The sequence below is a fragment of the Caulobacter sp. genome (assembly GCF_965279145.1).
GTDB lineage: Bacteria > Pseudomonadota > Alphaproteobacteria > Caulobacterales > Caulobacteraceae > Caulobacter.
The window spans coordinates 217439-238042 of sequence record NZ_OZ257139.1; the positions used below are offsets into that span (position 1 = coordinate 217439).

General features: G+C 67.4%; 19 protein-coding genes. 8 read left to right on the forward strand and 11 right to left on the reverse strand.

Going from position 1 to position 20604, the window contains the following annotated elements; all coding sequences use genetic code 11:
* Positions 1-53: 53 nt before the first annotated feature.
* Positions 54-2030 carry an ATP-binding protein gene (locus ACQY9P_RS01045; protein WP_421737101.1) on the reverse strand — a complete coding sequence of 659 codons (1977 nt, stop codon included), beginning with the start codon at positions 2028-2030 and terminating at the stop codon, positions 54-56.
* Between the two features lie 109 nt (positions 2031-2139).
* Here ACQY9P_RS01045 and ACQY9P_RS01050 point away from each other — a divergent pair, with 109 nt between their 5' ends.
* On the forward strand, positions 2140-2637 hold the full coding sequence (locus tag ACQY9P_RS01050) for a hypothetical protein (RefSeq protein WP_421737100.1): 498 nt from the start codon (positions 2140-2142) through the stop codon (positions 2635-2637).
* Between the two features lie 68 nt (positions 2638-2705).
* Complete coding sequence (locus ACQY9P_RS01055) at positions 2706-3104, forward strand: host attachment family protein (RefSeq protein WP_421737099.1); 399 nt, start codon at positions 2706-2708, stop codon at positions 3102-3104.
* Positions 3105-3143: 39 nt separating this feature from the next.
* Here the strand turns inward: ACQY9P_RS01055 and cckA are convergent, their stop codons facing one another.
* From cckA to fliQ, 4 genes are all read right to left on the reverse strand, one after another.
* Entirely contained in the window at positions 3144-5231 is a 2088-nt protein-coding gene (gene cckA, locus ACQY9P_RS01060; protein ID WP_421737098.1) for a cell cycle histidine kinase CckA, read from the reverse strand.
* Between the two features lie 114 nt (positions 5232-5345).
* A complete protein-coding gene (gene flhB, locus ACQY9P_RS01065) occupies positions 5346-6431 on the reverse strand; it encodes a flagellar biosynthesis protein FlhB (RefSeq protein ID WP_421737097.1) in 1086 nt (361 codons plus the stop codon).
* Between the two features lie 9 nt (positions 6432-6440).
* Positions 6441-7196, reverse strand: a complete 756-nt coding sequence (gene fliR, locus ACQY9P_RS01070; protein WP_421737096.1) for a flagellar biosynthetic protein FliR — start codon at positions 7194-7196, stop codon at positions 6441-6443.
* 15 nt (positions 7197-7211) lie between these two features.
* A complete protein-coding gene (fliQ, locus tag ACQY9P_RS01075) occupies positions 7212-7475 on the reverse strand; it encodes a flagellar biosynthesis protein FliQ (RefSeq protein ID WP_421737095.1) in 264 nt (87 codons plus the stop codon).
* 243 nt (positions 7476-7718) lie between these two features.
* Here fliQ and ACQY9P_RS01080 point away from each other — a divergent pair, with 243 nt between their 5' ends.
* Together ACQY9P_RS01080 and ACQY9P_RS01085 are read left to right on the forward strand one after the other, a co-directional pair.
* Positions 7719-8048 carry a hypothetical protein gene (locus ACQY9P_RS01080; protein ID WP_421737094.1) on the forward strand — a complete coding sequence of 110 codons (330 nt, stop codon included), beginning with the start codon at positions 7719-7721 and terminating at the stop codon, positions 8046-8048.
* A gap of 75 nt (positions 8049-8123) precedes the next feature.
* Positions 8124-8612: a VOC family protein gene (locus ACQY9P_RS01085; protein WP_421737093.1), complete on the forward strand. Its 489-nt coding sequence runs from the start codon at positions 8124-8126 to the stop codon at positions 8610-8612.
* A 46-nt stretch (positions 8613-8658) separates the two neighbouring features.
* Here ACQY9P_RS01085 and ACQY9P_RS01090 read toward each other — a convergent pair whose 3' ends face one another.
* Together ACQY9P_RS01090 and ACQY9P_RS01095 are read right to left on the reverse strand one after the other, a co-directional pair.
* A complete protein-coding gene (locus ACQY9P_RS01090) occupies positions 8659-8958 on the reverse strand; it encodes a TonB family protein (protein WP_421737092.1) in 300 nt (99 codons plus the stop codon).
* Positions 8959-9057: 99 nt separating this feature from the next.
* Positions 9058-10434, reverse strand: coding sequence for a hypothetical protein (locus tag ACQY9P_RS01095; protein ID WP_421737091.1), 1377 nt, complete (start codon positions 10432-10434; stop codon positions 9058-9060).
* A gap of 428 nt (positions 10435-10862) precedes the next feature.
* Here ACQY9P_RS01095 and ACQY9P_RS01100 point away from each other — a divergent pair, with 428 nt between their 5' ends.
* On the forward strand, positions 10863-11339 hold the full coding sequence (locus tag ACQY9P_RS01100; protein ID WP_421737090.1) for a ribonuclease H: 477 nt from the start codon (positions 10863-10865) through the stop codon (positions 11337-11339).
* On the opposite strand, the gene ACQY9P_RS01105 is transcribed toward ACQY9P_RS01100, so the two are convergent.
* Positions 11340-11717 carry a methylglyoxal synthase gene (locus tag ACQY9P_RS01105; RefSeq protein ID WP_421737089.1) on the reverse strand — a complete coding sequence of 126 codons (378 nt, stop codon included), beginning with the start codon at positions 11715-11717 and terminating at the stop codon, positions 11340-11342.
* A 183-nt stretch (positions 11718-11900) separates the two neighbouring features.
* On the opposite strand from ACQY9P_RS01105, the gene ACQY9P_RS01110 reads away from it, so the two are divergent.
* Positions 11901-13130: a pyridoxal phosphate-dependent aminotransferase gene (locus tag ACQY9P_RS01110; RefSeq protein WP_421737088.1), complete on the forward strand. Its 1230-nt coding sequence runs from the start codon at positions 11901-11903 to the stop codon at positions 13128-13130.
* Between the two features lie 18 nt (positions 13131-13148).
* On the opposite strand, the gene ACQY9P_RS01115 is transcribed toward ACQY9P_RS01110, so the two are convergent.
* Positions 13149-14609, reverse strand: coding sequence for an alpha/beta hydrolase (locus ACQY9P_RS01115; protein WP_421737087.1), 1461 nt, complete (start codon positions 14607-14609; stop codon positions 13149-13151).
* Between the two features lie 111 nt (positions 14610-14720).
* On the opposite strand from ACQY9P_RS01115, the gene ACQY9P_RS01120 reads away from it, so the two are divergent.
* Positions 14721-16166, forward strand: coding sequence for a LytR/AlgR family response regulator transcription factor (locus ACQY9P_RS01120; protein WP_421737086.1), 1446 nt, complete (start codon positions 14721-14723; stop codon positions 16164-16166).
* On the opposite strand, the gene ACQY9P_RS01125 is transcribed toward ACQY9P_RS01120, so the two are convergent.
* Both ACQY9P_RS01125 and ACQY9P_RS01130 read right to left on the reverse strand, forming a co-directional pair.
* Complete coding sequence (locus tag ACQY9P_RS01125) at positions 16129-17730, reverse strand: peptide chain release factor 3 (protein WP_421737085.1); 1602 nt, start codon at positions 17728-17730, stop codon at positions 16129-16131. The genes ACQY9P_RS01120 and ACQY9P_RS01125 overlap by 38 nt on opposite strands.
* 91 nt (positions 17731-17821) lie before the next feature.
* Entirely contained in the window at positions 17822-20221 is a 2400-nt protein-coding gene (locus tag ACQY9P_RS01130; RefSeq protein ID WP_421737084.1) for a TonB-dependent receptor plug domain-containing protein, read from the reverse strand.
* Between the two features lie 247 nt (positions 20222-20468).
* Here ACQY9P_RS01130 and ACQY9P_RS01135 point away from each other — a divergent pair, with 247 nt between their 5' ends.
* Complete coding sequence (locus ACQY9P_RS01135) at positions 20469-20603, forward strand: hypothetical protein (protein WP_421737083.1); 135 nt, start codon at positions 20469-20471, stop codon at positions 20601-20603.
* Position 20604: the final 1 nt, after the last annotated feature.

Below are 20604 nucleotides of genomic sequence, written 5' to 3' on the forward strand. Positions count from 1 at the left end.
TCAAACTTGGTCAGTGACTTTACTCCGGACGGCGCCTGGGGAGCGCATAGACTCTAGGGGACGGTCGCGAGAGACGGCGTTGCGGGTTCAAGAACCCGCGAAAGGGTTTCGAGCAGACCCGCGATGTCGATCGGCTTGGTGACCACGGCGTCCATGCCGGCGGCGCGATAGGCCGCGATCTGGCGGGCCAGGGCGTTGGCGGTCAGGCCGATGATGGGAATGCGCGGACGGGCGGTCGCGGCCTCCTCGCGCCGAATGACCTTGGTGGCTTCCCGTCCATCGAGAACGGGCATCTGCACATCCATCAGGATCACGTCATAGGTCGCCGCGCGCCAGGCCTCGATCGCCAGCTGGCCATTGTCGACGACCGAGGCCTCGAGCCCCACCTGTTCGAGGATCGTCTGGATCACCACCTGGTTGGTCGGATTATCCTCGGCGACCAGCACCCGGATCGACGACTCCGGCCGCGCGGCGCGCGGGTTTGGCCGGGATGGCGATGGGGGCGCCTGGTGCTCCTCGCCAGACACCCTGATCAGCGGAAGGGTGACGACGAAGCGAGAGCCGTGACCTGGCGCGCTGTCGACGGCGATCGCGCCGCCCATCAACTCCACCAGGCGCCGCGTGATGCTGAGGCCCAGGCCCGTTCCGCCATGACGCCGGGTCATCGAGGGGTCGCCCTGATAGAATGGAGCAAACAGCGCGCCCATGACCGCCGCGCCCATGCCGATCCCAGTGTCAGCGATGGTCAGGCGCAGCACGTCGGCTTCGTGACGCGCCGTGACGGTGACGGAGCCGGTCTCCGTGAACTTCACGGCATTGGAAATCAGGTTGTAAAGGACCTGCAGGACGCGGGTTTGATCGCCTCGGTAGGTCCCGCGCGCCGCCTCGATATCCAGCATGAAGGTCAGCCCTTTCTGGCTGGCCAGCGAGGCGAAGGTGGCCTGGGCGCCCTTGACCAGCGTTTCCAGATCGAACTCGGCGACTTCAAGGTTCAGCTTGCCCGCCTCGATCTTGGAGAGATCCAGAACGTCATTGAGGATCGCCAGCAGAGCCTGACCGGATTGCTGGATCACTTCGATCCGGGCGCGCTGGGCGGGTGTCAACTCGTCAAGGGCCATCACCTGAGCCATGCCCAACACCCCGTTCAGGGGCGTGCGTATCTCGTGACTCATCGTCGCGAGGAAGGCGCTCTTGGCGTCGCTAGCGACCTTGGCGTCCTCGAGGGCCGCGCCAAGAGCGGCCTGGGTCTGCCGGCGTTCGGTGATGTCCTGCAGCGCACAGATCAGACGCCGGGGCCGCCCGGCTTCGTCGGCTTCCAGTTCACCGGTGATCAGCGCCCAGGTCTCGCGCCCGCTGGGACGGTTCAACATCGCCTCGAAGCGGAAGGGCGCGCCCGTGGCCTGATGCTTTCGCCAGGCCTCCAGCCCAACCGGGCGATGATCGGGATGCAGGCCACACCAGACCTCGTCGCGAAGGTCCTCGTAGGTCATCGGCTGGTCGAAGAACGGCTCCTCCGTCCCGACCTTGAACAGGCTCTCGGCGACGTAATCGACCTCGAAGACAAGCAGGGTCGCCGTCTGCACGGCGATGCGTAGACGGCGTTCGGACTGTCGCAGGATCTCCTGGGATCGCTCGCGCGCGCTGGTGTCGCGGACAATGGCGGTGAAGGCGAGCCCCCGCGGCGTCTTGCGTTTGGAAAGCGAGGCTTCGAGCGCGAACACCTCGCCATTCTTGCGCTGCCCCACGACCGAACCGCGCTGGCGCATCACCAGGGTCTCGGCGTCATCCGAGGCGAACGCTTCCACGTGACCGGCATGGCGGTCCCTGAAAGCGCTCGGCATCAGAACACTGACCGGCTGGCCGAGGATTTCGGCTTCGTCGTATCCGAAGATGGCCTCCGCGCCCTTGCTGAACAGAGAGATCCGCGTCTCGCAGTCCATCACGATCACCGCTTCGGTCGAGATCTTGAGGATCCCCTCGAGAACACCGTCCCGCTGTCGTCGACGACGCTTCTTGAACTCACGCGACACGATTCTTCTCCAACGCCGACAAAGCATCTGTTCGTCGAGGTTTGACCCAGATCAAGGCGATCGGTTCGCAAAATGGGAAGATCCGTGGTTATTTGAAAGGAAAGTGGACATGAGGCGTCGTCAGACACCGGCGCTCATACGTCGACATTTGAATCTTGGGGCAGATTACGTCCTTAGATGTGTTGGACTTTTGAGTGATGTTTTCGGCGGCGATATCATTTCGGGCCTTGTCTTCCTGGCCGCTGTCCAAGCTTCCACCCAACACCTGCGTAATCCCTCCGCCCAGGACGACTGTGAGGAAGAGTTCTTTCCCGATGAGGTCCGGCGCCCCGCCAGCCTGTCGGCCATTGCTCGCTCGCTCGGCATCCCGGTGGAGACCACCCGGCGACATGTCATCAAGCTGGAGCGCGCCGGTTTCGCGCACCGCAGCAAGGGCGGCGGTGTCCTGGTTACCGCCGACATCCTGGCCCGCGAGGATATCCGCGCGGCGATGCTCGCCAACAGCGGCTACGTCCTGCGCCTCAATGACGGCGTTACGCGAAGCGAAATGATCCGGGATGCAGGCGCCGGTCGAGAGTGCCCATCCTACGAACGCGCGGACGATTAGACCGTCCGATGCAACGTCGGCGGCTCTCAGCCGCTCAACGACCTTGTGAACCGTGAAGGATGGACGCGATGATACTTCCCAAGGGCGCCGTGGTGGCCGTCGTCGACGGCGAAAAGCTGCTGCTGTTCAAGAACACCGGGGACCATGAGCCCCAGTTGTCGGCCCTGCCGACGCCGGCGGTCGACGGGTCCGCCGCGGGATCCGGCGGGCATCAGTCGAGCTCGGCCAATCCCGACGACAGCACGCGGGCGGAAGATGGCTTCGCCGCCGGCGTGGCCGCGCTGCTGAACCATCAGGCCGGCGCCGGCGACTTCGACCAGTTGCTGGTCATCGCCGCACCCAGGACTTTGGGCGAACTGCGCAAGCACTGGGCCAAGCCGCTGCAGGCCAAACTGGCGGGCGAGATCGCCAAGGATCTGACCGGCCAGAGCGTCGATCACATCATCAAGGCGATCGACAACGCCTGAGGACGATGGCGGGGGCTCGTAAGCTCCCGCCGCGTCTTTCTAGGCCGCCGCCATCTGCTGCTTGACACGCTCGGCCAGGGTCTTGATGTCGATCGGCTTGGGCAGGAACGTCACGCCCGTCTCGCCTTCCAGCAGATCGCTGAACTCGGCCTCGGCATAGCCGCTGATGAACATCACCGGCGCGTTGCCCAGATAGCCGCGCGCCTTCTTCAGCAGCGTCGGGCCGTCGATGCCCGGCATGATCACGTCGCTGATCAGCAGGTCGATGGTGCCGGCATGGGCCTCGGCGATCAGCAGGGCCTCTTCGCCATCGCAGGCTTCCAGCACCTCGTAGCCGCGTGCGCGCAACAGGCGGGCGGCGACCCCGCGCACGGCGTCCTCGTCCTCGACGAACAGGATACGGCCGGCGCCCGACAGGTCACGGGGCGGACGCACCTTGGCCGGCGCGGCGGCGACGGCGGCGGCCTCCGCCAGTGCGGCCTGGGTGGGAACATGCACCGGCAGGAAGATCCGGAAGGCGGCGCCTTCATCCGGACGGCTGTGGACGTGGATCCAGCCATCGCTCTGCTTGACGATGCCATAGACAGTGGCAAGGCCCAGGCCAGTGCCCTCGCCCACCGGCTTGGTGGTGAAGAACGGGTCGAAGATCTTGCCCATGACGTCGGGCGGGATGCCCGGACCGTCGTCGGAAACCTCGATGAAGGCGGTGTCGCCATCAGCGCCGGGGAAGCCCAGAGCCACGGCCTCTTCCTGGGTCAGGCGCGCGGTGCGGATGCGGACCACGCCGCCGCCCTTGGCGGCGCGCACGGCGTCACGGGCGTTGACGGCCAGGTTCATGACCGCCGTTTCCAGCTGACTCTTGTCGGCCCGCACCTGCGGCAGGTCGCGGCCATAGTCGGTGATCAACTTGACGTCTTCGCGCAACAGACGGCGCAGCAGAACCTCGAACTCGGAAATCAGCTCGCCCAGGTCCAGCACCTCGCGCTGCACGGTCTGCTTGCGCGAGAAGGCCAGCAGCTTGCGCACCAGGTCAGCGGCGCGAACGCCTGTCTGCCGGATTTCGTTGAGGCCTTCATACGAGGGATCGCCGACCGGATGACGATGCAGCAGCTCGTCCAGGCGCAGCTGGATGGCGGTCAGCAGGTTGTTGAAGTCGTGGGCGACGCCGCCGGCCAGCTGGCCAATGGCCTGCATCTTCTGGGCCTGGGCCAGCTGAAGCTCGATCTGCTTCTGCTCGGACACGTCGATCATGTAGGCGACCAGACGCCCCTCGGCCCGATAGAGATAGAGGTGAGCGATGCGGGTCGGGTCGCGTGACAGGCGCACCTCGAACGGCCCGGCCTTGCCGCCGGCCATTCGGGTCTCGGCCTCGGTGCGGGTGGAGGGCTCGATCAGGTCGCCAAACAGCACCCCGGCCTTGGCGTTCGGACCGGCCATCGCCGACAGGGCGGGATTGGCCTCGAGGATGCGGGAATTGAACGGGTCCAGTCCCTCCAGCAAGGCCGCGCCGAACGGCGAGGCGCCCGAGAAAGCGTCCAGCGACCCCGGCGGCGGCGCCACGGCCTCGACCTTGGGGGCGACGGGAAGCTCGGAGGCGATCGTGTGGATCACGGCGGGCGGGGCCAGGCGCACCAACAGGCGACCGCCAGCAAGACGAGAAACGGTGGCGATGCGTTCTTCGCCGTCGACGCGCAGCACGCCCTCGGCCATCTCGCCCTTGCGGGCCCGGACCAGGGCGGCGAACAGGCCGGAGCCCGCCACGCCCTTGGGCAGGCGCTTGGCCTCGCCCATCACGCCGCGCCAAGCGGTGTTGGAGGCCATCAGGCGGCCGTCGGCGGCGACCAAGGCGGCCGGCTCGCTCAGCGCGTCGATAAAGCCTTCGGTGGCGTCCACGTCGCTTTCATGGTGGGCAGAGGCCCGGATGGCGACCAGGCCCAGAATAGCCACGCCCGCGACCCCGCCCAGCAGCAACAGGCCGGCCAGGGTGGTCGGCCCAGCCCGCATGGCCGGCATCGCCGCCAGGCCCGCCGCGGCCACGAAGAAAACCGCCGCGCCCCAGATGTAGGGATCGAAGCGGCGACGCGGCGCGTCGTGTTCGGCGATGTCCTGGACGGGCATTTCGGCCATGGACGGCGGCAATCCTTGTTCAGCGATCAGGTCGCGACTCACTCGAAGACCTTCGGAGGATACTCTTTATGGAACGCAAGGTCAGAGGGCGTCTGAATTACGCTTTTTAAGCGGCTAAAGCGGTCTTGCCCTCGCCTTGGGCTTCTTGCCGTTCATGATGAAGCCGATGACCTTGGCCACGGCCTCGAAATGCTCGGCCGGAATTTCGTCGTCGATCTCCACCGAGGCATAGAGCGCGCGGGCCAGGGGAGCGTCTTCCAGCACCGGCACGCCGTGCTCTTCGGCCACGGCGCGGATCTTCAGCGCCAGTTCGTCCATGCCCTTGGCCACGCACAGCGGCGCTGGCGTCTCGCCGGCCTCGTACTTCAGCGCCACGGCGTAGTGGGTTGGGTTCATGACCACGACCGTGGCCTTGGGCACCGCCTGCATCATCCGCTGACGCGAGCGCTGCATCTGGATCTGGCGGCGCTTGGCCTTGATGTGCGGGTCGCCGTCCGACTGCTTGTACTCGTCCTTCACTTCCTGGAGCGTCATGCGCATGCGGGCCATGAAGCGCTGGCGCTGCCAGAACCAGTCGAAGCCGGCCATCACGACCAGCAGCAGGATGACCGCGAAGAACAGGCTCTTGGCCAGCTTCATCGCCTCGGGGATCATCGCCGCCGGGTCCATGCCGACCAGATTGACCACCTCGCCGGTGTGCGGCTTCAGCACCATCCAGGCGATGATGCCGGTGACGATGAACTTGATGGCCGACTTGGCGAACTGCACCAGGCCATCGATGCCGAACAGGCGCCCCAGGCCCTTGACCACATCCAGCTTGGACAGGTCGGGCTTGATCTTCTCGGCGCTGAGGATGAATCCCGACTGCGAGACGTGGGCGATGGCGCCGAACAGGCCCGTGACCACCATCACCAGGATCACCGGCGGCAGGGCGGCCGTGATCGCCTGACGCGCCACGACAACGGCGCCGCCGCTGCTCATGTCCATCTGGCCGGCATGGGCCAGGAAGGGCGTCAGCGCCGCCGACAGGTCGCGGGTCAGCCAGCCGCCGGCCATCAGCACCACGCAGACCGCGCCCAGAAGAGACGCCAGCTGCGGGACGTCCTGGCTCTTGGGCGTATCGCCCTTGGCCTTGGCGTCCGACAGCTTCTTGGCTGACGGTTCTTCTGTTTTCGAGTCGTTGTCTGTGTCTTCCGCCATGGCCCGCCCCTAGTTGAAGATCATGAGGAGGTCGCGATAACGGTCGGTCCAGACCATGGCGATGCCGCCAAGGCTCAGGGCCAGCAGGGACAGGCCCAGGATCACGCTGAGCGGAGACGCCACGAAGAAGATCTGGAAGGCGGGCATCACCCGTCCCACCAGGCCGACGGCCAGGTTGAACACCAGCGAGAAAACGATCACCGGCGCGGCCAGCTGAACGCCCAGCGAGAAGCTGTCGGCCACCGTCCGCACGGCCAGGGTGGCGGCGTCATTCACCGGCACCGCGCGGGTGAACGGAAAGATGTCGTAGGATTTGACGATCGCGCCGATGAACAGGTGGTGCAGGTCGGTGGCCATGATCAGGGTCAGGCCCAGCATCGACAGGAAGGTCGAGACCGCCGTGCTGGACTGCCCCATCGACGGGTTGGTGGTCTGGGCGAACGACAGGGTGGTCTGCATCGAGATCACTTCGCCGGCCGTCGACATGGCGGTGAAGAACAGCTTCAGCACCGAGCCGATCATCAGGCCGATCAGAAGCTCGTGGATCACCGCGCCGGCCAGCCCGCCGACGGTGGCGGGCATCGGGCCCACGCTCCGGTAGACCAGCGGCGCCAGCAGCAGGGCCATCAGCAGGGCGAACGACAGGCGGATGCGCGGCGGCACGGCGTTGTCGCCGATACCGGGCATCAGCATGACCATGGCGCCGACCCGCGCGAAAACGAGGCCGCCGACATAGACCTGGGCCGCTGTCGCGTAGGAGTCCAACCGCCCTCGCCTCCCCTACATGCCGGCGATGCGGGCGGCGATCTGACGCATGAAGCCCGCCATCAGGGCTCCCATCAGCGGCAGGAAGATCAGCAGCGAGATGAAGATGGCCACGATCTTGGGGGCGTAGACCAGGGTGGCTTCCTGGATCTGGGTCAGGGCCTGGAACAGGCCGATGGCCACGCCGACCACCAGACCGACGATCAGAACGGGCGCGCACAGCTGAAGGGTCAGCCAGATCGCGTCGCGACCGACATCAAGAACTTCGGCGCCGGTCATTCCAGAAAGCCTCGTGAAAGCAGGCCCGAACAGGGCGTGGAATCAAGGCTTGAGGATGGGCGGATATGGTTAACAGGGCGTTAGGGGTTAGGATTGAGCGGCCTTGATCAAGGCTCGAGCGTTGGCGGGTCATGCCGCGTCGGCAAAAAAGCAAGATCGATCTGTCGGCTCAGGCGCGGCTCAATCGTTCTTGAGTCACCCGGGCAAACGCCCTCCGCCAGCGGGCGAACAGGAGAGGATACGATGGCGAAGTTCATGGCGATCTATACCGGCACGCCCGGTGCGACGGCTCAGCCCGACCCCGACACCATCGCCAGGGGCATGCAGGCCTGGGGCGAGTGGATGGCGCGCCACGCTGGCCAGATCATCGATGCCGGCGGCCCTCTGGGCAAGACCAGGAAAGTCTCGGCCGCCGGGATCACCGACATCCAGAACAACGTCGCCGGCTACATCATCGTCGAGGCCGAGGATCATGAGGCGGCCGCGCTCATGTTCGAGGGCCATCCCCATTTCAGCATCTTTCCCGGCGACGCGGTCGAGGTGATGCCCTGCCTGCCGATTCCGACAGCCTGAAGCCAGCACCCCGATAACGTGACCCGCGACAGTTGGGCCACGTTAGGAAATCAACCAAAGCAAGGGAGAAATGCGATGGCCAGCAAGATGACCACCTGCCTGTGGTTCGACCACGGCGAGGCGCGCAAGGCGGCTGAGTTCTATGCCAGCGTCTTTCCAGACAGCCATGTCGGCGCGGTGATGGCGGCGCCCAGTGACTTCCCCGACGGCGCGGAGGGCGTGGAGCTGACGGTGACCTTCACCGTGCTGGGCGCGCCCTTCCTGGGGTTGAACGGCGGCTCTGCCTTCAAGCCCAACGAGTCTGTTTCATTCATGGTCGAAACCCAGGACCAGGCCGAAACCGACCGGTACTGGGACGCCATCGTCGGCAACGGGGGCCAGGCGAGCGCGTGCGGCTGGTGCAAGGACCGCTGGGGCTATTCCTGGCAGATCACGCCGCGTCAGCTGACCGAAGCGATGGCCGATCCGGACAAGGCGGTCGCCAAGCGGGTGTTCGAGGCGATGATGACCATGGGCAAGATCGACGTCGCAAAGATCGAAGCCGCGCGACGGGGCGCGAACTGACCGGGCCTCTCAGGGCAGGCTAACGCGCCTGCCCCTCATCCCTTGCTCAGCGAATACGGATGCGAACCGGCACTTCGATGTAGGTGCCTGCGCGGCTCTTGCCGTCGGGGCCCAGCAAGTCGATCTGGAAGCGCGAGGCCATCTTGAGGGCGGCGTCGCCGACGCCCAGTTCCGGCGAGCTTTCGCCCTGGACGGTGCAACCCGTCAGGTGGCCGTCGTTGGTGACCATGCAGTTGAGGATCGCGACGGCTTCCCGCGGCTGCGAGGCCGGCACCAGCATGTCCATGGCGGCCTTGGCCGGCGCGGCGTTGGAGATCATGGCGGCGAGAGCAAGCGTAACGATCACGATTTCGTCCCTGTTATTCCCGCCCCGTCGCGCCGCCTTTACGGCGCGCGGAGCTTGTTTCGATCCGGCGGTCCACCCGCCTGGCTGTCCCGATCCGGGTCAGTGCGCGTGGGTCGCCTTCAACCGATGCAGACCCTGTGCCGCGAGGTCGGTCAGCGACCGCAGGCCCAGTTCGGAGAACACGTCGAAGGCGCAGGCCAGAGCGACGGCGGCACGGTCCAGCCGGCCGTCATCGCGGCCGGTGATCTCGACCCGGGCCTCGTACAGCCGCGCCAGGTTCAGCTGCGCCACGGCCCACAAGGCGGGATCGCGCGCGCCCGGCTGGGCCGAGAGTTCTGACTTGAAGGCCATCTCGGCGGCGTCCAGCACGGCCAGGTCGGCGGTCAGCTCAGCGCAGCGCGCCAGGCTGAGGGCCCGGTTGTTGGCGACCACGGCGCGCAGGGCCAGGGCCGGCTGCACCTTCAGCACCTGGGTGGCGCGGTCGTAGCAGGTGACGGCCTGTTCGAAGGCGCGGTCAGACGTCGTGGCTTCGCCGATCGCCTGCAGGCCGGCGCCAAGCGCGGCCTGGGCGCGCGCCCAGTCCATCGGGCTGTGATCCATCGACAGGGCGCCCACGGCGGCGTGCAGCGCCTCGACGCCCTTGGCCAGATGGGCGAGTTCGCCGTCCAGTTCGCCCAGCTGGACCAGCGCCGAGCCGCGCAGGCCCTCCAGACGGGCCCAGGTCAGGGGTTCGAAATCAGCGTCCAGGGCGGTGGCCGCGGCGGTCGCCTCGGTGATCGCCAGCTGGGTCAGGGCGCGGTCCTTGAGGCGAGCGCCGCAGGTCAGGATCAGCTCGATCCGCGCGGCGCGCTGGTCGGCCAGCATCAGCCTCGCCGAACCGCCCTTAGTGCGCTTGGCGGCGGCCAGGGCGCGAAGCGGCGCGTCATAGCCCTGCACGGCGGCGAGGGCGCGATCGACATTGTTTTCAGCCAGGCCCGCGCGACCGTCGAGCCCGGCGATCAGCGCCATGGCCAGACCACAGCGCTGGCTGGGCGCGGTGCGCGCCAGGGTGAGAGCCGCGCCGGCGGCGGCGTTCAGACCTTCGTCGCCGAACAGGTCGGCGCCCAGGATCGCCAGGGTCGCCTGCTCGCAGCGGGCCGAGGCTAGGGCGTCCTGGCGGCGCTCGCTCTCGAACATCTTGCTGGCGGCCTCGGCGTGAGAGGCGGCCTTGCGCAGTGCGGCGGCGTCGCCCGAACGGCGGGCCAGTTCGCGCCAGACAATGGCGGCTTCCAGCAAGCGCGAGCCCCTGTCCTTGGCGCTGATACGCCCGGCCGCGACATCGGCTGAACGCGCCTCGTTGGTCAGAAGCCGCATGTCCAGCAGCTCCAGCAGCGACGTGTCGCCACCGGTCAGGCCTTCCCTATGGGCGGCGGCCCGGGACTCTCCCCCGGCGTCAACACCGAAGAGACGTTTCAGATCACGACCGAACTCGAACATCGACGCGCATCTCCGCACACGGACCGTCCCACACCGGGACGTCCGGCAAGGGTTCAACGCATCAAGAGCAAAGCCGGAGCCAACGATCTTAACAAGTGGTTAATGGGTATTTACGACGCGTTAACCATAATTAGTTGTGACCTCCTGGAAAAGTTAACCATCCGGCATGATTTCAGCGATTTGCGGCCCGCTTTGGCACACTTCTTGCTTCGCAGCCCCATCGGTGGAGCTAGCGTAAACCACGCCCTTTAGAGATTTGTTCATCAAACCAAAGATGACGTTAACCATCAAATTTAAGAGCTCGTTTACTTTTCGTTCCTCGGAGCGCGTCTTCGCGATGGCATTTCCGGGTTTTGGTCGCCCGACCCGCCCTCCCCTCACGACGAAAACACGCTAGAAAGTCGGCCTTCGTCACGAGGGAGCCCGCCATGTCCGTCATCCTGTGGACCGCCAGCCTGTGCAGGCCCGATCCAGGCTATGGTGGGTATGCCTTCGTGCGTCGGATCGAGGGCGAGACCGGAGCCGCGGCGCTCAAGGGCCTGGCCGGCGGCGAGCGTCGCACCAGCGGCGCGCGCATGGCCCTGGCGGGACTGACCGAAGCCCTGGCCAGCCTGGCGGACCTGCCGTCGGGCCAATCCGTCACCCTGCATTTCGCCGATCCCGCCCTGGCGGCGGAGCTGGTCAGCGCCGACGGCGCCTATGCGACCGCCGAGCCCGAGGCCTGGGCCGCCGCCCGCGCGGCTGTCGCGGCCTGCCCGGCCCTGAGCCTTTCACCGCTGTCGACCAGCGTCCCCGCCCACGGCTTCCTGGCCGCCTGGGCCGACTTCGGCCTCGACACGGCCAAGACGCGCGGCAGCTTCAAGGCCGCCATCCCCAAGCCCAACCTGCTGAAGTTTCCGGGCTAGCTAGCCAAGGCCGTCGGCGATCAGGTCGGCCGTCGCGGGATTGCAGGCCAAAGGGATGTCGGCCAGCGTCGCCATCCGGATCAGGGCCTTGACGTCGACATCGTGCGGCTGCGGCGACAGCGGATCGACGAAGAAGATCAGCACGTCCAGTCGCCCCTCGGCGATCATCGCGCCCAGTTGCTGGTCGCCGCCCAGCGGGCCGCTCTTCAGCCGGGTCAGGTTGAGGTCCGGCAGGGCTTCCAGGATCCGACCGCCCGTCGTGCCGGTGGCGTAGAGCGTCTTGTCGGCCAGGAACGCCGCGTGCGCTCGCGCCCACCCGACCAGCGCCGCCTTGCGCTCATCATGGGCGACCAGGCCTATCGTGAGAGGGGCGGACATGAGGATGTCTCCAGGGCCAGGGCCGACCGCACTCTTTTCGCGCCTGGCCGCCAATGACAAGGCGCCGGCGCGCCGAACCTTTGTGCACGCCCCCCGCCCGGACACTTTTCGCGTCAAAGCGCCCTTGCGCGAACCGCCCGACAGGTTCGTCCTTCGACCGTTCGGGAAAAGGGGAGAACCATCATGACCACCCAGGCATCCAACCCGTCGGCGCTGGGCCGGCGATCGTTCCTGCGCGGCGCGGCGTTCGCGGCCGCCGCGGTTCCCATCCTGACCGAGGCGCATCTGGCCCAGGCTGCCCAGACCGGGGCCGCGCCGTCGGGCCTGGCCCTGCATGGCCAGAGCCCAAACGCCCCGCCGCCCGGCATGGTGCTGATCAACGCCAACGAAAACCCGCTGGGTCCCAGCAAGGCGGCCTGCGAGGCCATCGCGCGCGTGGCGCCGCTGGGCGGTCGCTACGACCAGTATGGCGAAACCGAAATGCTCGCCAGCACCTTCGCCGCCCAGAACGGGCTGAAGATGGAGAACGTCGCCGTCTATGCCGGCTCGTCCGAGCCGCTGCACTACAGCGTTCTGGCCTTCACCTCGCCGACGCGCAGCTTCGTCACCGCCGACCCGTCCTATGAGGCGGGGATGTACGCGGCCAAGACCAGCCAGGCCAGGATCGTCAAGGTTCCCCTCACCGCCGACTGCGCCCACGACGTCAAGGCGATGGTCGCGGCCGATCCGCAGGCCGGCGTGATCTATATCTGCAATCCCAACAACCCCACCGGCACCCTGACCACAAAGCAGGACATCGTCTGGGCACTGGAGAACAAGCCGGCCGGCGCCATCGTGCTGGTGGACGAGGCCTATATCCACCTGACCGACGCCCAGGACACGCTGGACCTGGTGGCGGCGGGCAAGGACCTGATCGTGCTGCGCACCTTCTCCAAGATCTATGGCATGGCCGGCATCCGCTGTGGCTTCGCGGTAGGCCGCCCCGACCTGCTGGCCAAGCTGACGCCCTTTGGCCAGAACGCCATGCCGATCACCGGCTCGGCCGCCGCGCGCGCCTCGCTGGAGGAGCCGGGCCTCGTGCCGCTGCGTCGCAAGATCATCGGCGACACCCGCCGCGACACCCTGGCCTGGCTGAAGGCCAACAATTACAAGGTGATCGGCGATCCGCAGACCAACTGCTTCATGATCGACACCGGCCGAGACGGCAAATCAGTGATCGCGGCGATGAAGGCCAGGAACGTCCTGATCGGTCGCACCTGGCCCATCTGGCCCAACGCCGTGCGCGTTTCGGTAGGCACGCCCGAGGAGATGGCCAGCTTCAAGACCGCCTTCAAGGCTGTCATGGACGCCAAGCCGGTGGCCCTGGAGGCGTCGCGCCAGCACGCCGAACTGGACTATTTCGCGACGCTGTAGAGGCGGACGCGCCCGAAATCACGCCAGCTTGAACGTCGGCGGCGGCAGGCTCAGTCGGGTGTCGGCCACGGCCTCGCCCCGGAAGAACCGCACCAGCATCCCCTGCACGTCGGGGTGGGCCTCGAAGACGTTATGGCCGGCGTTTTCGACGATCACCCGGGACTTGCGCGTGAACTGGGCGGCCACCTCGTCCTGCTCGGACATCGGCGTGCGGCCGTCCAGCGTGCCGGCGACCAACAGGGCCGGATGGTCGATGCGGAGCGGCGAGCGGAAGCCCGCGCCCAGGTCGACGCCCGGGACCACGCCCAGCAGCTGCGGCATTGGGAAGTTCAGCGCCTCGCCCAGCACGGCGGTCTTGGCCTCGCGCCGCACCAGAGCCAGCCGGGCTGGCGAGATCCCCGACGCCAGGTCCGTGGCCTCGGGCATGCCGGCGATGCCGAGCAGGCCCGAAAATTCGCCCATGAACGGCGCCAGAACCTCGGTCTTGCCCGCGTCGAGCGCCAGATAGAGCCCCGGCAGCATGACGAGGGTCTGCGGATTGGCGATCAGCCCACCTGACATGAGCTGAATGGCGAAGCCGCCCAGCTTCAGCTCGACCGGCGCGCCATTCAGCATCGCCGGCATCTTCACCGGAGCCGCCTCCATCCTGGCATGCACCCGCCGCATCAGGGCCGGCAGGTCAGGGATGGCCGCGCGGACGGCGGGATCGGCGGCCAGCAGACCATCTACATGCTGCAGGAGCGCATCGACCGCCGCCGGCCGCTTCACGGTCTGGTCCTGCCCCTCGAGGCTGGCCAGGGCCACGCGGCTCACACGATCGCCGTGCCGCTTGAGCATGCTCAGCGCCAAATGGGTGCCGTAGCTGATGCCCCACAGGTCGACCTTCTCGGCGCCCAGGTGGCGGCGCAGGTCGTCGATGTCATCGGCGTTCTGCTCGGTGTTGTAGCCGGTCATGGCCACGCCGGCCTTGGTCCAGTCGGCCCAGGCGCTCTTGAAGTCCTCCCGGAAATACGAGGTCAGCCCAGCCTGGGTAAATTCCGGCAGAGGGCGCGTCGAGAGCGGGCGCTCGGGGATGTGGTTGGATAGGCCCGTGCCCCGCTGGTCGAAGGCGATGACGTCAGCCACCTCGCGCAGGGCCATCATGATCGGAAAGCGCGGCCCGGCCAGCGCGCGTGTCGCCGTGCCGCCGGGGCCACCGGCGAGATAGATGATCGGCGGCCCCGGCTTGGCCGCCGTGGAGGCGAACCGCACATAGCTGAGCCGGATCTTCCGAGAGTTGAGATCGCGGCGATCCTCGGGAACCTCGAAGAAGCCGCGCTCGGCGTCGGTATCCTGCCCCTTCCAGCCCTTGAAACGGAAGGGTCCGGCCTGGGACGGTGGAGCGGTCGGCGGCGCGGCGGCCTGGGCGAGGGCCAGCCCGGGAAGGGCGAGGCCGGCGGCGGCGAGCACGGCGCGGCGGTTGAGCGAGGCATGGGTCATGTCGACAGCTGAGCGATACGCGGGGCCGTCCGCCACGCCGCTTCGGTCAATGGCGTCCCGCCATCGGCGAACGGTGGCGCGTCTCGGCGAACGACGCTCTAAGGTGGCGCCATGTGGCGAACCCTGCTTTTCACCCTTCTGCTGACCGGCCTTTCAACCCTGGCGCGGGCCCAGGATATCGCTTGGGAGGTCTGCCATGGCGCGATCGGCCCCTCCGGCCCGGCGCTGAGCGACTGCCGCCCGATGCGGGATTTCGTCGATCCCCAGGGCCGGGAACTCTGGATCCGCTCGACGATCAACACCCCGAACGACCTGCGCCCCAGAGCGCTCTACGTGGCGGGCGTCGCCTCGTCCGAAGCCTGGCTCAACGGCGAGCGCCTGGGCGTCAATGGCAGGCCCGGAGCGACGGCGCGGGACGAGACACCTGGACGATATCAGGCGACCTTTCCCATCCGCGAGACGGCCTGGCGGCCCGTCGGAAACACCCTGGTGATGCACCTGTCGTCCTTCCACGGCGGCCTGCGTTTTTCCCGACCGATGAGCGCTCTGGTCGTCCTGCCCTATCCCTATCCGCAGCGCACCGCGTTGCTGGCCGTCACCTTCGTGGCGGCCGGAGCCCTGCTGGCGGCGGCGTTCGGCTTTGGTGTCATCCACGCGATGCGGCGAACGGCATCCAGCCTGTTGCTGGCCGCCATGGCCGGGGTCGCGGCCCTGCAGGCCGTCGTCGAGAGCCTGCGGCCGCTGTTCGACTATCCCTACCCCCTGCACGCCTGGCGGATGAGCGCCATCTGGGGACTGGCGGCCACCTTCGCGATCCTGCTGGTGGTCTCCATCACCAGCCGGTTCCTGCCCAAGGCGCGCGGCCTGATGACTGGCCTGGCCCTGGGCGTGGTCGGCGCCACGGTCCTGTTGCCAGGGTTCGACATCAAGACGGCATGGGCGCTGATCCTGGGGGTCGCGCTCGCCGTGCCGCCGGCCGCGGCGGGCGTGCGCCTGGGGGTCCCCGGCGCGCGGCTGGCCCTGGCCTATCTGGCGCTGTTCCTGGCGCTGGCGCTGGGCTTCCCGGAATGGCTGGCCGACTTCTCCTACTTCCTGCTCGCCGCCAGCCTGGTGCTGCCGCTGCTGATGGTCGAGGTGGTGCGACTGGGCCGCGACGACCGCAGCCGGGAGGCCGCCCTGACCCAGGCCGCCAGCCGCCCCGACCGCCTGACCGTGGCCTCGGCGCGCGGCGTCGAGCTGGCGCCGATCGCCGACATCTTGGCCGTGGTCGGGGCCGACGACTATGTCGAGCTGCGGCTGGTCGGCGGCCGCAGCCTGCTGCACGCCGCGCGCCTAGACGGGCTGTCGAGCCAGTTGCCGGCGAACTTCCTGCGCGTCCACCGGTCGGTGATCGCCAACCTGGAGCACGTCCAGCGGCTGGAGCGCGATGGCGATCGCTGGCGGCTGCATCTGAGCGAGGGCGCGCCCCTGCCCGTCAGCCGCTCCCGCCAGCCGGCCCTGCGCGAGGCTTTGGAAGACCCTAGCCCCGCTCGCGCGTCCGTTCGAACCGCACCTTAGGGAATTTCTCGGCTACATAGCCGATCTCCCACGACGACTTGCCCAGGAACACCGGCTGGTCGTCGATGTCGGTGGCCATGGCGGTCTTGTGCTTGTCCTGGAAGTCCTCGACATCGGCGCGAGCGCCGCTGATCCAGCGGGCCTCGGCATAGGGCGAAGGCTCGAACATCACGTCCAGCTGGTACTCGCCGCCCAGCCGGTCGGCCATGACCTCGAACTGCAGCTGGCCCACGGCGCCGACGATGAAGTCGGAACTGCCCAGCATCGGCCGGAACAGCTGGGTGACGCCTTCTTCAGCGAGGCCTTCCAGCGCCTTCTTCAGGTGCTTGGCCTTCAGAGGATCCTTGACCCGCACGCGGCGCAGGATTTCCGGCGCGAAGTTGGGCAGGCCGGCGAAACGCAGGGCTCCGCTCTCCGACAGGCTGTCGCCCACCCGCAGCACGCCGTGGTTGGGGATACCGATCACGTCGCCGGCGTAGGCGTCTTCAGCCAGTTCGCGGTCGCTGGCGAAGAACATCACCGGGGCGTTGACGCTCATCGACTTGCCGGTGTTCTGCGCCTTCAGCTTCATGCCGCGCGTGAAGCGGCCGCTGGTCAGACGCAGGAAGGCGATCCGGTCGCGGTGATTGGGGTCCATATTGGCCTGGACCTTGAAGACGAAGCCCGACACCTCGGGATCGCCCGGCGCGACATGGGTCTCGACGCCGTTGCGCACGGCCCTGGCCGGATGGGGCGCGGGGGCATAGGCGCCGATGCCGGCCAGCAGTTCGGCCACGCCGAAATGGCGCAGGGCCGAGCCGAAGAACACCGGCGTCATGTGGCCTTCCAGGAAGCTCTGCACGTCGAACGGCTTGGCGGCCTCGGAGACCAGCATCGCGCCTTCCTCGACCTCGGCCTGTTCCTCGGGGCTCAGATACTGGACGATGGCGTTGGAGTTGATCGGGACAGGCGCGGGGTGGCCCTCGTCATCGGTCGAGCTTTTCTTCGCGTAGGGGATGAAGGTCTGCTTTCGCAGGTCCAGCATGCCCTTGAACCGCCCGCCCGACCCGGCCGGCCAGAACAGTGGCGCGGGGTCCAGGGCCAGCTTGGACGACACCTCGTCCAGCAGCTCGAACGGGTCCTGGGCCTCGCGGTCCATCTTGTTGATGAAGGTGATGATCGGGATGTCGCGCAGGCGGCACACCTCGAACAGCTTCAGGGTCTGGGGCTCGATGCCCTTGGCGGCGTCCAGCACCATGATCGCCGCGTCGGCGGCTGTCAGGGTGCGATAGGTGTCTTCCGAGAAGTCCTCGTGGCCCGGGGTGTCGAGCAGGTTGAACATCAGACCGTCGTGGTCGAACGTCATCACCGAGGCCGACACCGAGATCCCGCGCTCGCGCTCGATCTTCATCCAGTCCGACTGGGTGCGGCGGGTCTGCCCCCGCGCCCGCACCGCGCCGGCCGCGCGGATGGCGCCGCCGGCCAGCAGCAGGTTTTCGGTCAGGGTCGTCTTGCCGGCGTCAGGGTGACTGATGATGGCGAAGGTGCGCCGACGGGCGGCCTGGGCGGCGGGGGAAGTGCTCATGGCGCGGGACTAGCCGTCCGGGCCCGATTTGTCACCTTCCAGCTTGAGAGCCGGCGTGAGGGCGAGCCTTTCGACCCGCCCTCTTGCAAGCCTAGAACGAGACGGCCAGGCGCGCGTACCAGAGCCCGCCATCGGTGTCGTAGACGGCGTTGCGCGAATAGATCAGGCCGCGCGAGGCCTGGAACGTGGCCTCGTCCGGATAGGTGTTGAACAGGTTCTCGGCGCCGACCGTGAGCTTGAGGCTGTCGGTGAGACGGGCCGTGGCCGACAGGTCGACAAAGGTTTTCGCCCCGAACACCTGGATCAGGTTGGCCGTGCCGTTCAGCTGGGCGTCGGTCCATTCACCGGTGTAGCGGACGCGGGCCATCAGGCTGTAGCGGCCTCGGGCATAGTCGAAGGTCACGTTGCCCGCGTACTCCGGCAGGCTGTCTTCGATATTGATCTTGGACAGCGCGCTGATCTGGGCCGGGTTGGCGCGGCGCACCTTGGTGTCGTTCCAGTTCATGGCGCCGGTCAGGCCGACCTTGCCGCTCAGCCAGTCGCCCTTCCAGGCGGCCACGGCGTCCAGGCCCTGGGTGCGGGTGTCGAAGGCGTTGGTGAAATAGGACACCGAGGTCAGGCTGTCGGCGCCGGGCACGCCCAGGGCCAGCAGTTGCGCCTTGACCGCCGCCGTCACCGTGAACGCCTGCGACGAGGCGAAGCGGTTGTCGACGTCGATGCGGTAGTAGTCCAGCGAGGCGGTAAAGCCCGCATGGCGATAGACCGCGCCCAGCGACAGGTTGGTCGACTCTTCCGGCTGCAGCGGCTTGGCGCCGAAGAACACCGCCACCGGATTGGTCGTGGCCAAGCGGCCCGAGGTGAACAGTTGCAGGGTCGTGGTGTTGAGCCCCTGCGAGGTGCGGGTGCTGTAGATCTGGCCCGGGGTCGGGGCGCGGAAGCCGGTCGAAACCGCGCCGCGCACCGCGAAGTCCGGCGTGAACTCGTAGCGCGCGGTGATCTTGCCGTCGGTGGTCGAACCGAATTCCGAGAAGTCTTCATATCGGATGGCCACGGCCGTGGTCAGCTTGTCGGTCAGCGGCAGGTCTAGATCGACATAGCCGGCATAGCTGGTCTGGTCCCATGACCCGGCCTGGCTGGGGCTGTAGCCGGGGAAGCCGTTGGACCCGCTGGGCAGGCCGCTGGCCGCGCCCGGTCCCACGTCCCACGAATAGCGGTCGCCGGCCTTGATCTCGAAGGTCTCGGTGCGCGCCTCGGCGCCCATGGCCAGGTTGGCGGGCTGGGCCAGGAACGACCAGGCCAGCGGACGGGTGACGTCGAAGTTCAGCGTCTGCTCTTCCTGCACCAGCGTCCCGGCGTCGAACGACGTCGGCGAGTTGGGACCGAACGAGGCGTTGATGCTGTTGTTGAGGAAGTAGTTGACCTCATCGCGCCCAAAGCCTGCGCTCAGATCCCAGTGATACGAACCCAGATCGCCGCGCACGCCGCCATTGAGCTGGTAGTCGGTCTCGTCCTGGCCGAACTTCGGCGAGAAGCCGGTCGGATAGACCGAGTTGAGCGTCCAGCCCGGGAACACGGTGCTGGCGCGGTAAGAGCTGTCGGTCGACGGGTTGCGCCAGTTGAAGTCGGTGACGCCGGTGCTGTCGGTGTAGGTGGCGAAGCCATAGGCCTCGACCGCCTCACTGATCGGCAGGGCGGCGTTGAGGCTGGAGCGCCAGACGGTACGGTCGGGCTGGCCCCACCGCTGCACCGGATTGGGAACCTTCAGCGACGGATTGGCGGCCTGAAAGGCGATGGCGTCGGGGCGCTGGCGGGTGCGCGAGGTGGCCTCGGCGTCGGTATAGTCCAGCGCGCCGACCAGATAGCCGCCCTCGCCCAGCTTGACTCCGTAACGGCCGCCGACCTCGGTCTTGGTCCCATCGCCCTCATAATACTGGCTGGTCTGGGCGTAGCCGTTGAAACCCTCGCGGTCGCTGAGGATGACATTGATCACCCCGGCGATGGCGTCCGAACCGTACTGGGCCGAGGCGCCGTCGCGCAGAACCTCGATCCGCTCCATGCCGCCGGCCGAGAACTGGGCCATGTCCACGCCCTGCTGGCCGCGACCGCCCAGCACCGCCGAACGGTGGCGGCGCTTGCCGTTGACCATCACCAGGGTCTGGTCGGGCGATAGCCCGCGCAGGGTGGCCGGGCGCACGAACGCCTGTCCGTCGGCGGCCGGCAGACGCTGCACGTTGAACGACGGGGTCGTCGCCTGCAGCTTGTTCATGATCTCGTCGGACGCGATGCTCTCCAGAACGTCGTGCGAAACCACATCGACCGGGGCGGCGGACTCGAAGGCGGTGCGATTGACCCGTCGCGTGCCGGTGACGATCAGCGCATCGATTTCAGTGACAGCAGCGGCCGGGGATGGCGCGGCGGGGGCCTGCGCCCAGGCCGGCGCGGCGACGGCCATGGCCAGAACGGTCCAGGCGGTTGAGGTCATAAGCGTCATGAGTCGGCAGCCCCGTTGTTACTGCCGGGGGGATAGGCAGGGGGTATGACCGGGATGCGACGCCACGGTAGTGCTTAGATGACGATCACGCCGGGCTTCACGGCGTGCAGATCGCAGGACGGAACGCGACAAACCGCCCCTAACAACCGTTCGAAATGCCACTTCCTTTGTAAGGGATTTCGGATCATGCTCCCAATGTCAGGGATGTGGCGTCCATCGAGAACGCTCAGCCTGCAGAGGAAACGACATGGCTCTCTGGGACGAGCACCACCACGCGCAACGGCCTCGCGCTGAAGCCAGCGCCCTGTGCATGGCGATCACCATCGGCGGACTGGTCGCCGTGGCGGTGGCCGTGAAGTGGCTGATCGCTCTGGTTCTCTAGA

Coding starts and splice junctions, on each gene's coding strand:
- ACQY9P_RS01100 (WP_421737090.1), top strand. CDS start 10,863: ATGTCCGTCATCCTGTGGACCGCCAGCCTGTGCAGGCCCGATCCAGGC.
- ACQY9P_RS01085 (WP_421737093.1), top strand. CDS start 8,124: ATGGCCAGCAAGATGACCACCTGCCTGTGGTTCGACCACGGCGAGGCG.
- ACQY9P_RS01110 (WP_421737088.1), top strand. CDS start 11,901: ATGACCACCCAGGCATCCAACCCGTCGGCGCTGGGCCGGCGATCGTTC.
- ACQY9P_RS01055 (WP_421737099.1), top strand. CDS start 2,706: ATGATACTTCCCAAGGGCGCCGTGGTGGCCGTCGTCGACGGCGAAAAG.
- ACQY9P_RS01135 (WP_421737083.1), top strand. CDS start 20,469: ATGGCTCTCTGGGACGAGCACCACCACGCGCAACGGCCTCGCGCTGAA.
- ACQY9P_RS01130 (WP_421737084.1), bottom strand. CDS start 20,221: ATGACGCTTATGACCTCAACCGCCTGGACCGTTCTGGCCATGGCCGTC.
- ACQY9P_RS01050 (WP_421737100.1), top strand. CDS start 2,140: ATGAGGCGTCGTCAGACACCGGCGCTCATACGTCGACATTTGAATCTT.
- flhB (WP_421737097.1), bottom strand. CDS start 6,431: ATGGCGGAAGACACAGACAACGACTCGAAAACAGAAGAACCGTCAGCC.
- ACQY9P_RS01080 (WP_421737094.1), top strand. CDS start 7,719: ATGGCGAAGTTCATGGCGATCTATACCGGCACGCCCGGTGCGACGGCT.
- ACQY9P_RS01115 (WP_421737087.1), bottom strand. CDS start 14,609: ATGACCCATGCCTCGCTCAACCGCCGCGCCGTGCTCGCCGCCGCCGGC.
- cckA (WP_421737098.1), bottom strand. CDS start 5,231: ATGGCCGAAATGCCCGTCCAGGACATCGCCGAACACGACGCGCCGCGT.
- ACQY9P_RS01125 (WP_421737085.1), bottom strand. CDS start 17,730: ATGAGCACTTCCCCCGCCGCCCAGGCCGCCCGTCGGCGCACCTTCGCC.
- ACQY9P_RS01120 (WP_421737086.1), top strand. CDS start 14,721: ATGTGGCGAACCCTGCTTTTCACCCTTCTGCTGACCGGCCTTTCAACC.
- ACQY9P_RS01095 (WP_421737091.1), bottom strand. CDS start 10,434: ATGTTCGAGTTCGGTCGTGATCTGAAACGTCTCTTCGGTGTTGACGCC.
- fliQ (WP_421737095.1), bottom strand. CDS start 7,475: ATGACCGGCGCCGAAGTTCTTGATGTCGGTCGCGACGCGATCTGGCTG.
- ACQY9P_RS01105 (WP_421737089.1), bottom strand. CDS start 11,717: ATGTCCGCCCCTCTCACGATAGGCCTGGTCGCCCATGATGAGCGCAAG.